The following is a 13,158-nucleotide window of genomic DNA, read 5'->3' on the forward strand; positions in this document are numbered from 1 at the left end:
GGCCCGCTGCACCGGCCCAAGCGTCGTCGTCCCGCCCCCTCCACCCGTCCGAACCCCGGCACCGGCTCCGGCCCCGGCCCCGGTGCCACCCCGCGCACCCGCGCCCGCGCCCCCGCCCGCCCCTGCTCCCGGCCCTGCCCCTGTCCCAGTCATCACGGCTGCCTGCCTCCCGTTGACGCGGGGCGGATCGCCCCGTCCGCCCTGTGCGGTCATCCCACCCGTCGTGGGTGATCCCGCTCACATCGCCCGTTCATGATTCTGACCGTCCGCACCCACATCAGCCACCGCCTGTGGATAACACGGCGGCGACCAAGACCTCTGAATACGACATATCTGTCATATATACGCCTAGTCTGACATTGCGCCAGCTCTCCGCCTCCACAGGACTTGCGCGCTCCGCCCCCTCATGCATGTCAGGGAAGGGAAGGGACGGCACCCCCATGCCCGCAGATCTCGCCGTCATCGGACTCGGCCATCTCGGTCTCCCGCTCGCCCAGGCAGCCGTGGCCGCCGGGATCGAGACGGTCGGCTACGACAGCGGTCCGGCCACGGACTCCACCCTCACCGCCGCCGAGATCCGCCGCATGTCGGCGGCCGGCTTCCGGGTCACCACCAACCCCGCCGAACTCGGCCGGGTCCGCACCGCCGTCATCTGCGCCCCCACCCACCTCGGCGCGGACCGCGCACTCGACCTGTCCGCGGTCGGCGAGGCGGGCCGCACGCTCGCCGCGCGGCTGCGCCCGCACACCACCGTCATCCTCGAATCGGCCGTCCACCCCGGGGTCACCGAGGAGTACCTGCGCCCGATCCTCGAATCGGGCTCCGGGCTGCGCGCCGGCCGGGACTTCCACCTGGCCTACTCCCCCAGCCGCCTCGACCCCGGCAACCGGACACACGGCATCTCCAACACCCCCAAGGTCATCGGCGGCCTCACCCCCGCCTGCACCGAGTCCGCGCACGCCTTCTACGCCCGCCTCACCGAGAAGGTGGTGCGCGCCCGCGGCCTGCGCGAGGCCGAGACCGTACAGCTCCTGGAAACCAACTACCGGCACGTCAACATCGCCCTCATGAACGAGATGGCCGTGCTCTGCCACGATCTCGGCGTGGACCTGTGGGACGTCATCCGGTGTGCGGAGACCAAGCCGTACGGGTTCCAGGCCTTCCGCCCCGGCCCCGGTGTCGGCGGCCACGGCGTCCCCCTCGACCCCAACTACCTCCCCCACACCACCCGCACCCCCGGCCACCCGCTGCGCATGGTCGGTCTGGCGCAGGAGATCAACGACCGGATGCCGCAGTACGTCATCCAGCGCAGCGCCACCCTGCTCAACGAGCACGGCAAGTCCGCGCGCGGCGCCCGCGTCCTCCTCCTGGGCGTCACCTACAAGCCGGACCTCGCCGACCAGGAGGGCTCCCCGGCCCGTGAGATCGCCAGCCGCCTCCTCGATCTCGGGGCGCTGATCAGCTACCACGACCCGTACATCAGCGGATGGCGCGTCCGGGACCAGCCCGTCCCGCGCGCCGAGTCCCTGTACGAGGCGGCGGCCAACGCCGATCTGACGATCCTGCTGCAGCACCACCGCACCTACGATCTGCAGGGCCTGGCGGTGAAGGCCCAGTTGCTGCTGGACACCCGCGGCGCCAGCCCGGCGGGCGCCGCGCACCGGCTGTAGGCCCGCCGCGGCAGAAACCCCGGCCGGGCCGCGGCCGGGCCGGGGTTTCTGCCGCCGCAAGGCCCCGGCCGGGCGAAACCTTGATCGCACGGCAGACCCAAAACCCCTGTCGGCATCGACGACCTCGCTCGTATGATCCGCGCGTGTCAGTTGATCTCCAGCCCGGTCAGCCCGGTCAGTCCGGTCAGTCCAGTCAGCCCGGTCCCCCCGGTCCTCCCGTGTCCGAACCCGCCGACCGCATCCCCGCCCTCGCCGCTCTGCGCACCCACGTCCACCGCCAGGACTGGGATGCCCTCGCCGGAAGCTTCGCCGCGCTCGACGACGAGGACGACCGCGCCATCGCCTGCGGGGTCGTCGGCGAACAGCAGAACGCCGAAACGTTCCTCAACGACGCCCTGGCCGAGCACCCCGGGGATCCGCTCGCCCGGAGCCTGCTCGCCGAACGGCTGATCCGGATCGGCTGGGGCATCCGTTCCTCGGCCGGTGCCCAGTACGTGTCCCCGGGGCGGTTCCAGCAGTTCCACGGCTACCTGCGGCGCGCCGAGACGCTCCTCATCGACCTCTGCGCCGAGCACCCCCGGTACGCCCTCGCCTGGCACCTGCGCATCACCACCTCGCGCGGCCTCCAGCTGGGCCTCGGCGAGACCCGGCGCCGCTACGAACGGCTCGCCGAGCACCACCCGCACCACTACGCCGGCCAGCAGCAGCTCCTCCAGCAGATCTGCCCCAAATGGGGCGGAACCTGGGAGGACGCACACGGTTTCGCCGAGGAATGCGCGAAGGCGGCGCCCGCGGGCGGCCCGAACGGTGCCCTGGTCGCCATCGCGCAGCTGGAGCAGTACACGGAATCGCACGGCCGTGGGGAGGCGCGGGGTGCGGAGAAGTACCTGAACGCCCCCGGCAACCGGGCGCGTCTGCTCGTGGCCGCCGGGCACTCCGTGCTCCACCCGGCCGCCCGGGCCGACGCGTACGCCCACACCGACGCCCACAACGCCTTCGCGGCCGCCCACAGCGCGGCCGCCCGCCCCGCCGACGCGGCCCCGCACTTCCGCGTCCTCGGCGACCGCGCGAGCCGGTTCCCGTGGGGCTACCTGGGCACCTGGGACCACACGGCCGAGTTCACCCGCCACCGCAAGAGCGCCCTGGCACAGGGCTGAGGGGCATCACGATGACCACCGCGACGCGCCCCGAGCCCGAGCCCGCCGCCCCGGCCGCCAGGGCCACCACGACCGCCACATCCACCACGGCCGCCATGCCAGCCCCGCCAGCCCCGGCAAAGGCCGCCACCACCGACGCCGACGCCACCCCCGACGCCGACGGCACCGTCACCACCACGGTGAACGGCATCCCCGCCCTCCTCTCCCCCCGCCCCGGCCTCATCAGCGCCGGGCTGCTCTTCCGCGTCGGACGCGCCGACGAGACCCTGGCCACCAGCGGCATCACCCACCTCGTGGAACACCTCGCCCTGCACCGCCACGGCTCCGGCGCCCCGCACCACGCCCACAGCCCGGGCACCTCCACCGCCACGCCCACACCCGTCTCCACCGCCGCGTTCACCCATTTCCAGGTCACCGGCACCCCCGCGGACGTGGTCGAGTACCTCAACGGCGTCTGCGCCTCCCTGCGCGACCTCCCCCTGGACCGGCTGGAGACCGAGAAGGAGATCCTGCGCACCGAGGAAGCCGCCAACGGCCCCGGCCGCGCCGACGGCCCGGCCCGCCGTGCCACCCTGTGGCGCTACGGATCCCGCTCGTACGGCCTCACCGGCTACGCCGAGACCGGGCTCGCGCAGCTCACCGCGGAGCAGGTGCGCGACTGGGCCCGCACCCGGTTCACGGCCGGGAACGCCGTGCTGTGGATCACCGCCGGCACCCTCCCCGAAGGCCTCGACCTCACCCTCCCCTCCGGCGACCGGCACCCGGCGCCCGCGGCCACCTCCGCGCTGCCCGCCCTCCCCGCCCACTTCCCCGGCGGCGACGGCTCCGTCGTGCTGACCTCCGTACTGCCGCGCTCCACCGCCGCGAGCCTGTTCGCGGAGGTCCTCGGCAGGGAACTGCTGCGGGAACTGCGCCACAAGGGCGGGTACGCGTACGGCGCGACGGCCCGGTACGCCCCGCGCGACGCCGGCCACGCGACCGTCATCGCCCACGCCGAGGCGCTCCCGCAGCACCAGGACGCGACGGCCGCCGCCTTCGCGGACGTCCTGGCGAAGCTGCGGGACGGCCGGATCGAGCCGTCCGACCTGGAAGCCGTACGGGCCTCCGCGCTCGCCCGGCTCGACGCCCCCGGGCTGGTTTCCGACCGGCTCCCCGGACGGGCCGCGGACCTGCTGCTGCGCCACCGCCACCACACCCTCGCCGAGGCACGGGCCGAGATCGGGGCGGTCACCGTCGAAGCCCTGCACGAGGTGGCGCGCGACCTGTGGGCCGGCTCCCTGCTCCAGGTGCCCGGCCGGGGCGTGGACCGCCCGGGACTCGCGGCCGCGCCCACCGGGTCGGCGGAGGTCGTCTCCGGGCGCGCGTACCCGGCCGTGGCGGACCCCGGCACGGTGCTCACCCTGGCCGGGGACGGGGTCAGCCTGGTCACGGCGGGCAGCCGGATCACCGTCCGGTACGCCGAGTGCTCCCTGGTGCAGGCCCATCCGGACGGGGCCCGCCACCTGGTCGGCCACGACGGGTTCACGCTCACCATCGACCCGGCCCGGTTCGGGCTCGCGGCGGCCGACCTGGCCGTACTCGACGCGGCCGTCCCGCCCTCCGCCGTCCTGCGGATGCCGCCCCGCACCCCGGCCCGGTCCCCGGTCCCCACCTCCGGGCCCCCGGCCCCGGCCACCCGGCGCGATCCGCGGTTCACCGTCCTGCTCTGGATACTCGGCGTCCCCGGGATGGTCACCGGCGGATCGGTGCTCCTCCTCGGCCTCGTCATGGGCGACGAGCACTCGCGGATGGCCCCGGAGAACGCCTGGTTCCTGCTCAAGTGGCTGCTCGTCGCGGGCGCCTCCCTCATCCCCTGGGCCATCTGCCTGAACCGCCGGATGAAGGGCAGGAACTGACCGTCCACCAGCCGGAGCGGTTCCTCCCGCTTCACCCCGGACAGGGCACTGAGCAGGAACGATGCGATCAGGCGCGGTGCCCGACCGAGACCGGAATTCCCTGTCGCAACGATGCGGAACGATCATATGATCCGCCCGTGCCTGCCACCGTGCCGCCAGATCGGCCCCTCCCCGACCCCGTGCCCGTCCTCCCGGCCCTCCCCGCCGCCGAGCCCTGCGCCCACTCCGGCGAAGGGCCCGGAAGCGGCATGATCACCGAAACCTCCGTCGCCGGGATCCGTACGCTCCTCGCGCACCGGCCCGGCCCGGTCACCGCCGGGCTGCTGTTCCGCGTCGGCAGCGCCGACGAGACCCTCGCCACCAGCGGCATCACCCATCTCGTCGAGCACCTCGCCCTGTACCGCCACGGGCTCGGGGACCTGCACTACAACGGCACCACCGCGGCCGCCTGCACCCACTTCCACGTCACCGGTACGACCGCTGACGTCGTGGAGTACCTGAACGGCGTCTGCGCCGCACTGCGCGACCTCCCCGTGGAACGGCTGGAGACCGAGAAGGAGATCCTGCGCACGGAGGCCGCCGGCAAGGCCGGCGGACCGGCCCGCGCCGCGGCCGCATGGCGCTACGGCCCCGGCTCCTACGGTCTCGCCGCCCATCCCGAGTACGGCCTCCACAAGATCACCGAACGGGACGTGCGCGACTGGGCGCGGACGTGGTTCACCGCGGAGAACGCCGTCCTGTGGATCACCGGCGACACCGTCCCCGAAGGTCTCGACCTCGGCCTCCCCTCCGGTGCGTGGCACCCCGCGCCGGAGCCCACCTCCGCCCTGCCCGGGACGCCCGCCTACTTCCACGGCGACGACGGCGGTGTCTGCCTGACCGCCGTGGTCCCCCGCTCCACCAGGGCGTCCCTGTTCACGGAGGTGCTGGGCAAGGAGCTGTTCCGGGAACTGCGCCAGAAGGGCGGGTACTCCTACACGGCGGCGGCCGACTACTCCGTGCGCGACGCCGGCCGGGCGACCGTCGTCGCGTACGCGGATTCGCTGCCCCAGAAACAGGACGCGCTGGTCGGCGCCTTCGTGGACGTGCTCGCGAAGCTCCGCGCGGGCCGGATCGAGCAGTCCGACCTGGACGCCGTACGGGCCTCCGCCCTGGCCCGGTTCGACCTGCCCGACCTCGGCGCGGCCATGCTGCCCGGTCACGCCGTGAACCTGCTCCTCGGCCACCGCAACCTCACCCCCGCCGAGGCCCGGGCGGAGCTCGGGGCGGTCACCACCGAGGATCTGCGGGACGTGGCGCGCGAGGTGTGGGCGGACGCCCTGATGCAGGTGCCCACCGCTTCCGTGGAGTGGGCCGGGCTGACGCCCGCGCCCGCCCGGTCGGCGGACATCGTCGAAGGACGGCGCCGCCCGGCGGTGGCGGACGACGCGGTCTCCCTGATCGTGGGCGCCGAGGGCGTCAGCGTGGTCGCGCCGGACGACCGGGCCACCGTCCGGTACGCCGACTGCGTCCTGCTGCGGACCTTCCCCGACGGAGCCCGGCACCTGGTCGACCGCAACGGGTTCTCGGTCACCGTCGAACCGTCGCTCTACCGGATCGATCCGGCCGAACTGGCCGTGGTGGACGCCTCCGTCCCCCCGTCGGTGGTGATCGCGATGCCCCCGCGCGACCCCGCGCGGATCCCGCGGGCCACCAGACCCGGCGCCGCCGCGGCCTGGCGGAACCCGCGGTCCGGGCTGTTCGCCGCCGCGATCTGGGGCCTGGGCGCACTCGCCGTCGTCATGGCCGCCGTCACGGGCGTGCTGCTGTTCCACGCGACCGATCCGGCCGTCCCCGTGGGCGACCGTGACCTGCGCCCGGTCAAGCTCTCCGGCCTCGTGACCGTCGGCTTCGCCGTCATGTGCGTCGCCCGCCACCGCCGGCGCTCCGGCCGAACCTGAGGGCGCCGGCCCCGGACGCGCCGGAGGCCGGCACCCCGTGCGGGGTGCCGGCCTCCGGCGGGCGTTCGTCAGGACGGTCAGCGGCTGTGCTGCGAGTCCGCGATCGTGACCTCGACCCGCTGGAACTCCTTGAGCTCGCTGTAGCCGGTGGTGGCCATCGAGCGGCGCAGCGCGCCGAAGATGTTCATCGAACCGTCCGGGGAGTGCGACGGGCCGGTGAGGATCTCCTCGGTGGTGCCGACCGTACCGAGGTCGACCTTCTTGCCGCGCGGCACGTCCTCGTGGACGGCCTCCATGCCCCAGTGGTTGCCCTTGCCGGGCGCGTCGGTGGCACGGGCCAGCGGGGAGCCCATCATCACGGCGTCGGCGCCGCAGGCGACGGCCTTCGGGATGTCGCCGGACCAGCCCACGCCGCCGTCGGCGATGACGTGCACGTAGCGGCCGCCGGACTCGTCCATGTAGTCGCGGCGGGCCGCGGCCACGTCCGCGACGGCGGTGGCCATCGGGACCTGGATGCCGAGGACGTTGCGCGTGGTGTGCGCGGCGCCGCCGCCGAAGCCGACCAGGACACCGGCCGCGCCGGTGCGCATCAGGTGCAGGGCCGCGGTGTAGGTGGCGCAGCCGCCCACGATGACCGGGACGTCGAGCTCGTAGATGAACTGCTTGAGGTTCAGCGGCTCGGCGGCGCCGGAGACGTGCTCCGCCGACACGGTGGTGCCGCGGATCACGAAGATGTCCACGCCCGCGTCGACGACGGCCTTGGAGAACTCGGCCGTGCGCTGCGGGGAGAGCGCGGCGGCGGTGACGACGCCGGAGTCGCGCACCTCCTTGATCCGCTGACGGATCAGGTCCGCCTGGATCGGGGCGGAGTAGATCTCCTGGAGACGGCGGGTGGCGGACTCCTCGTCCAGCTCCGCGATCTCGTCGAGCAGCGGCTGCGGGTCCTCGTACCGGGTCCACAGGCCTTCGAGGTTCAGCACGCCGAGGCCGCCGAGCTCGCCGATGCGGATGGCGGTCTGCGGGGAGACGACCGAGTCCATGGGGGCGGCCAGGAACGGGAGCTCGAAGCGGTAGGCGTCGATCTGCCAGGCGATCGAGACCTCCTTCGGGTCCCGGGTACGGCGGCTGGGGACGATGGCGATGTCATCGAACGCGTACGCCCGGCGGCCGCGCTTGCCGCGCCCGATCTCGATCTCAGTCACGTGTGGTGGCCTTTCCTCTGGGTCTGCCCGTCCAGTATCCCCGAACCCCGGCACGTCGCGTTCCGGTGACCGCTGTACGGACGTACCCGCCGCCCCGGACGGAGACGCCGAAGGGGCGGACCCGGGAGGGTCCGCCCCTTCAGTACTGCCCTTTTCAGCCCTTGCGGCTGTAGTTCGGGGCCTCGACGGTCATCTGGATGTCGTGCGGGTGGCTCTCCTTGAGCCCCGCCGAGGTGATCCGGACGAACCGGCCCCGGTCCTGGAGCTCCGGCACCGTGCGGCCGCCGACGTAGAACATCGACTGGCGCAGGCCGCCGACGAGCTGGTGCACGACCGCGGAGAGCGGGCCGCGGTACGGGACCTGGCCCTCGATGCCCTCGGGGATGAGCTTGTCGTCGCCGCCCACGCCCTCCTGGAAGTAGCGGTCCTTGGAGAAGGACTTGCGGTCGCCGCGGGACTGCATCGCGCCGAGCGAGCCCATGCCGCGGTACGACTTGAACTGCTTGCCGTTGATGAAGAGCAGCTCGCCCGGGGACTCCTCGCAGCCGGCGAGCAGCGAGCCCAGCATCACCGTGTCGGCGCCCGCGACGAGGGCCTTCGCGATGTCGCCGGAGTACTGCAGGCCGCCGTCGCCGATGACCGGGACGCCGGCCGCCTTGGCGGCGAGCGAAGCCTCGTAGATCGCGGTGACCTGCGGGACGCCGATGCCGGCGACCACGCGGGTGGTGCAGATCGAGCCGGGGCCGACGCCGACCTTGATGCCGTCGCAGCCGGCGTCGATGAGCGCCTGGGCGCCGTCGCGGGTGGCGATGTTGCCGCCGATGACGTCGACCGTCGAGTTCGACTTGATCTTGGAGACCATGTCGCCGACGAGGCGCGAGTGGCCGTGGGCGGTGTCGACGACGATGAAGTCGGCGCCCGCCTCGATCAGGCCCTGGGCGCGCTCGTACGCGTCGCCGGCGACACCGACGGCCGCGCCGACGAGCAGCCGGCCGTCCTTGTCCTTGGCGGCGTTCGGGTACTTCTCGGCCTTGACGAAGTCCTTGACCGTGATGAGGCCCTTGAGGATGCCGGACTCGTCGACGAGCGGCAGCTTCTCGATCTTGTGGCGGCGCAGCAGCTCCATGGCGTCCACGCCGGTGATGCCGACCTTGCCCGTGACCAGCGGCATCGGGGTCATGACCTCGCGCACCTGGCGGCTGCGGTCCGACTCGAAGGCCATGTCGCGGTTGGTGACGATGCCGAGCAGCTTGCCCGCCGGGTCGGTGACCGGGACGCCGGAGATGCGGAACTTCGCGCAGAGCTCGTCGGCCTCGCGCAGGGTCGCGTCCGGGTGCACCGTGATCGGGTCGGTGACCATGCCGGACTCGGAGCGCTTGACCAGGTCCACCTGGTTGGCCTGGTCGACGATGGAGAGGTTGCGGTGCAGGACGCCGACGCCGCCCTGGCGGGCCATCGCGATGGCCATGCGGGCCTCGGTGACCTTGTCCATGGCGGCGGAGAGCAGCGGGACGTTCACGCGGACGTTGCGGGAGATGAGCGAGGACGTGTCGATCGCGTCCGGGGACATGTCCGAGACCCCCGGCAGCAGCAGCACGTCGTCATATGTGAGGCCGAGTGTGGCGAATTTGTCGGGCACTCCGTCGGCGTTCACAGTCATGACACCTTCCCAGATGGTCTTGCTCAGCGCGGATGTCCATGCTAACGGGATCCCGAGGCGTCTCATTCCACGACCAAGGTCAAGCCCAAGGTTCATGGTTTCCTACGAGAACAGACCCCGCACAAACAGGCAAAGCAGGCGCGAGCCCCGGAAGGACGCCCGCCGGCCTACTGCTCCGCGAGTGCGCGGAGCCGGCTGAGCGCCCGGTGCTGGGCCACTCGCACCGCCCCGGGGGACATGCCGAGCATCTGCCCGGTCTCCTCGGCGGTCAGCCCGACGGCGACGCGCAGTACGAGGAGCTCGCGCTGGTTCTCCGGAAGGTTCGCCAGCAGCTTCTTGGCCCAGGCGGCGTCGCTGCTCAGCAGCGCCCGCTCCTCCGGACCCAGGGAGTCGTCGGGCCGCTCCGGCATCTCGTCGGAGGGCACGGCGGTGCTGCCCGGATGCCGCATGGCGGCCCGCTGCAGATCGGCGACCTTGTGCGCGGCGATGGCGAAGACGAAGGCCTCGAAGGGGCGTCCGGTGTCGCGGTAGCGCGGCAGCGCCATCAGGACGGCGACGCAGACCTCCTGCGCCAGGTCCTCCACGAAGTGACGAGCGTCACCCGGGAGCCGCGAGAGCCGGGAGCGGCAGTAGCGGATCGCGAGGGGGTGCACGAAGGCGAGCAGATCGTGCGTGGCCTGCTCGTCGCCCTCGACCGCACGGCGTACGAGCGCGCCGACGGTCGCGTCGCCGCTGCTTCTGGCGGCGCCGGTGGTACCTGTGGCCGCGGGTGACCCCGGGCCCTCGTCGTCGCGCATCAATCCATGGTGCCTTGGCGCCGGAGTATTCGCGGCACCGCGGCCCGTGTTGTGGGTCGAAGCGTTATGCGCCGACGGGTTGTGCGGGATGGGTGCACCGGAACTCATGCTCTGGCCCCTCCCCTCCCGCTCGGCCGAATCGTCCCCGAGGCGACATCTCCAGGATGCGCCACACCCTCAAGCATGCGGCATCGCGCCCGAAGCGACACGTCCCCCGGATTGTGCCCCGTCAATCCACCGTTCGCACCAGGGTGCGACGGATCGGTCCGCGGGGGGTTCCGGGGAGCTGCCGGGACCGGGGGCCCGGCGGACCGGGCGGCCGGCGGACCGGGCGGCCGGACAGACCGGGCGACCGGACGGACCGGCCCGCCCGCGGCACCGCCGGCCGGTGAGGGCCGGCGGTCGCGCGGTCAGCGGACCAGGCCCCAGCGGAACCCGAGCGCCACGGCGTGCGCCCGGTCGGACGCGCCGAGCTTCTTGAACAGCCGGCGGGCGTGCGTCTTGACCGTGTCCTCGGAGAGGAAGAGCTCGCGCCCGATCTCCGCGTTGGACCGGCCGTGGCTCATGCCCTCCAGCACCTGGATCTCCCGCGCGGTGAGCGTGGGCGCGGCGCCCATCTCGGCCGAGCGGAGCCGGCGCGGGGCCAGCCTCCAGGTCGGGTCGGCGAGGGCCTGGGTGACCGTGGCCCGCAGTTCGGCGCGCGAGGCGTCCTTGTGCAGATAGCCCCGGGCGCCGGCGGCGACCGCGAGGGCCACGCCGTCCAGGTCCTCGGCGACCGTCAGCATGATGATGCGGGCGCCGGGGTCGGCCGAGAGCAGCCGGCGAACCGTCTCCACACCGCCGAGCCCGGGCATCCGTACATCCATCAGAATCAGGTCGGAGCGGTCGGCACCCCAGCGGCGGAGGACTTCCTCGCCGTTGGCGGCCGTCGTCACACGCTCGACGCCGGGCACGGTGGCAACCGCGCGGCGGAGCGCCTCTCGGGCAAGCGGGGAGTCGTCGCAGACGAGGACGGATGTCATGACCGCCCTCCGCAGCTGCTGATGCGCGTCACCTTGAGCCTCCAGGCTGGTACGTATCGTCACCTGTGCGGTCGATGCTCCCGGACACCTGTCCGAGAACTTCTTGGTTCAACCGCCTTCGCACTCTCAACGATGGTCACTCGAAAGAGTTACGGGTCGGACGGACACCTTCGGCACTCTACGTGAGGAAGCGATCACGACGCGGACGCCACTCGCCGCGTGTCCTCCATCTGGCGTTATGCCCTATTTGGCGGCTTTCCTTCCGTTTGGCGCATGTCTGAGGCTAGATTCCCAATGAGTCATATTTACATCTACTACGACAGTAGGTGTGGAGACATGGACCGTATCCGCCTCAGTACCGGCACCAAGAGGACTACCAATGGCAGATTTCTCCCGCCTCCCCGGACCGAACGCCGACCTCTGGGACTGGCAGCTGCTGGCTGCCTGCCGCGGGGTCGACAGCTCCCTCTTCTTCCACCCGGAAGGCGAGCGGGGCGCGGCCAGGAGCGCGCGCGAGGCCTCGGCTAAAGAGGTCTGCATGCGATGCCCGGTGCGTTCTGAATGCGCCGCGCACGCACTCGCCGTCCGCGAGCCCTACGGGGTGTGGGGCGGCCTCACCGAGGACGAACGCGAAGAACTGATGGGCCGCGCACGCCATCGCCTGATCCCCGCGACGACCGCCATCGGGCCGATCGCTCCGCACTGAGCGGACCCGGTCGCTCGCGGCCGACCGTTCACCAAGCACCGAAGGAACGTTTCCTCGCTCCACAGGGCACACCACCGCGTCCCCCCGCCCCGCCGGGCGGGGGCCGCGCGGGGCCTCCCACAGGCAGGCCCGCACGCGGGCCGGCCGCCGTACGCGGGCCAGCACCCGGGCCGGCTGCCGCACCCGGGCCGTACGCAGGTCAGCGCCTGGCCGCGCGCTCCAGCTCGGCCAGGGTCGCGGCCACGGCCGGTACGCGGGCCAGGTCGGGCAGGGTCAGCGCCACGACCTCCCGCTCGACGGCCGGTTCCACGACGAGGGTGCTCACGCCCTTGGCCCGTACGGACTCCACCGCGAGCTCCGGCAGCACCGCGACGCCGAGCCCCGCCCCGACCAGGCCGACCACGGCCGGGTAGTCGTCGGTGGCGAAATCGATGCGCGGGGTGAACCCGACGGCCTCGCACACCTCCACCAGATGGCGGCGGCAGCGCGGGCAGCCCGCGATCCAGGGCTCGTCGGCCAGCTCCGCCATGCCCACCCGCTCCGCTCCCGCCAGCCGGTGCCCCTCGGGAACGAGCCCGACGAGCCGGTCGGTCAGCAGCGGCCGGACCACGAGGTCCTCCCACTCGGCCGCCGATCCGGCGGCGCCGCCGTAGCGGAAGGCCAGCGCGAGGTCGCAGTCGCCCTCGCGCAGCATCTCCACCGAGCGCGGCGGTTCGGCCTCGACCAGCGAGATCCGGGTACCCGGATGCTCGGCGCGCATGGCCGCGAGCGCGGTCGGCACCAGTGTGGAGCTGCCGCTGGGGAAGGAGACGAGCCGGACCCGGCCGGCCCGCAGCCCTGCGATGGCGGCCACCTCCTCCTCGGCGGCGGTCAGCCCGGCGAGGATCCCGGCGGCATGCCGGACCAGCGCCTCACCGGCCTGGGTGAGGCGCATTTCGCGCCCGGTGCGGATCAGCAGCGGGGTGCCGGCGGACTGCTCCAGCGCCTTCATCTGCTGGGAGACGGCCGGCTGCGTGCAGCCGAGCTCGCGGGCGGCGGCGGAGAAGGACCCGGTTCCGGCGACAGCGCGCAGAACTCGGAGATGACGTGCCTCGATCACCCTTCGACTA

10 protein-coding genes are annotated in these 13,158 nt (G+C 72.9%); 5 read left to right on the plus strand and 5 right to left on the minus strand.

Going from position 1 to position 13,158, the window contains the following annotated elements:
* Window positions 1-440 precede the first annotated feature (440 nt).
* From OG904_RS10885 to OG904_RS10900, 4 genes are all read left to right on the plus strand, one after another.
* Window positions 441-1,670 (plus strand): nucleotide sugar dehydrogenase, encoded by a 1,230-nt coding sequence (locus tag OG904_RS10885; protein ID WP_405489783.1) that lies wholly within the window; start codon window positions 441-443, stop codon window positions 1,668-1,670.
* A gap of 218 nt (window positions 1,671-1,888) precedes the next feature.
* Window positions 1,889-2,827 (plus strand): hypothetical protein, encoded by a 939-nt coding sequence (locus tag OG904_RS10890; protein WP_405489785.1) that lies wholly within the window; start codon window positions 1,889-1,891, stop codon window positions 2,825-2,827.
* 11 nt (window positions 2,828-2,838) lie between these two features.
* Window positions 2,839-4,722: a M16 family metallopeptidase gene (locus tag OG904_RS10895; RefSeq protein ID WP_405489787.1), complete on the plus strand. Its 1,884-nt coding sequence runs from the start codon at window positions 2,839-2,841 to the stop codon at window positions 4,720-4,722.
* A 137-nt stretch (window positions 4,723-4,859) separates the two neighbouring features.
* Window positions 4,860-6,662, plus strand: a complete 1,803-nt coding sequence (locus tag OG904_RS10900) for a M16 family metallopeptidase (protein ID WP_405489789.1) — start codon at window positions 4,860-4,862, stop codon at window positions 6,660-6,662.
* Window positions 6,663-6,739: 77 nt separating this feature from the next.
* On the opposite strand, the gene OG904_RS10905 is transcribed toward OG904_RS10900, so the two are convergent.
* The 4 genes from OG904_RS10905 to OG904_RS10920 all read right to left on the minus strand — a co-directional run bounded on the left by OG904_RS10905 (window position 6,740) and on the right by OG904_RS10920 (window position 11,343).
* On the minus strand, window positions 6,740-7,864 hold the full coding sequence (locus tag OG904_RS10905) for a GuaB3 family IMP dehydrogenase-related protein (RefSeq protein WP_243333436.1): 1,125 nt from the start codon (window positions 7,862-7,864) through the stop codon (window positions 6,740-6,742).
* Window positions 7,865-8,018: 154 nt separating this feature from the next.
* A complete protein-coding gene (guaB, locus tag OG904_RS10910; protein WP_405489792.1) occupies window positions 8,019-9,524 on the minus strand; it encodes an IMP dehydrogenase in 1,506 nt (501 codons plus the stop codon).
* A gap of 167 nt (window positions 9,525-9,691) precedes the next feature.
* A complete protein-coding gene (locus OG904_RS10915) occupies window positions 9,692-10,321 on the minus strand; it encodes a sigma-70 family RNA polymerase sigma factor (protein ID WP_405489794.1) in 630 nt (209 codons plus the stop codon).
* A gap of 410 nt (window positions 10,322-10,731) precedes the next feature.
* Window positions 10,732-11,343: a response regulator transcription factor gene (locus OG904_RS10920; RefSeq protein ID WP_003948568.1), complete on the minus strand. Its 612-nt coding sequence runs from the start codon at window positions 11,341-11,343 to the stop codon at window positions 10,732-10,734.
* A gap of 379 nt (window positions 11,344-11,722) precedes the next feature.
* Here OG904_RS10920 and OG904_RS10925 point away from each other — a divergent pair, with 379 nt between their 5' ends.
* Complete coding sequence (locus OG904_RS10925; protein ID WP_112447862.1) at window positions 11,723-12,049, plus strand: WhiB family transcriptional regulator; 327 nt, start codon at window positions 11,723-11,725, stop codon at window positions 12,047-12,049.
* A 199-nt stretch (window positions 12,050-12,248) separates the two neighbouring features.
* On the opposite strand, the gene OG904_RS10930 is transcribed toward OG904_RS10925, so the two are convergent.
* Window positions 12,249-13,148 carry a LysR family transcriptional regulator gene (locus OG904_RS10930; protein WP_405489797.1) on the minus strand — a complete coding sequence of 300 codons (900 nt, stop codon included), beginning with the start codon at window positions 13,146-13,148 and terminating at the stop codon, window positions 12,249-12,251.
* Window positions 13,149-13,158 lie beyond the last annotated feature (10 nt).

This window comes from Streptomyces sp. NBC_00096 (assembly GCF_045041305.1).
Taxonomy (GTDB): Bacteria; Actinomycetota; Actinomycetes; order Streptomycetales; family Streptomycetaceae; genus Streptomyces.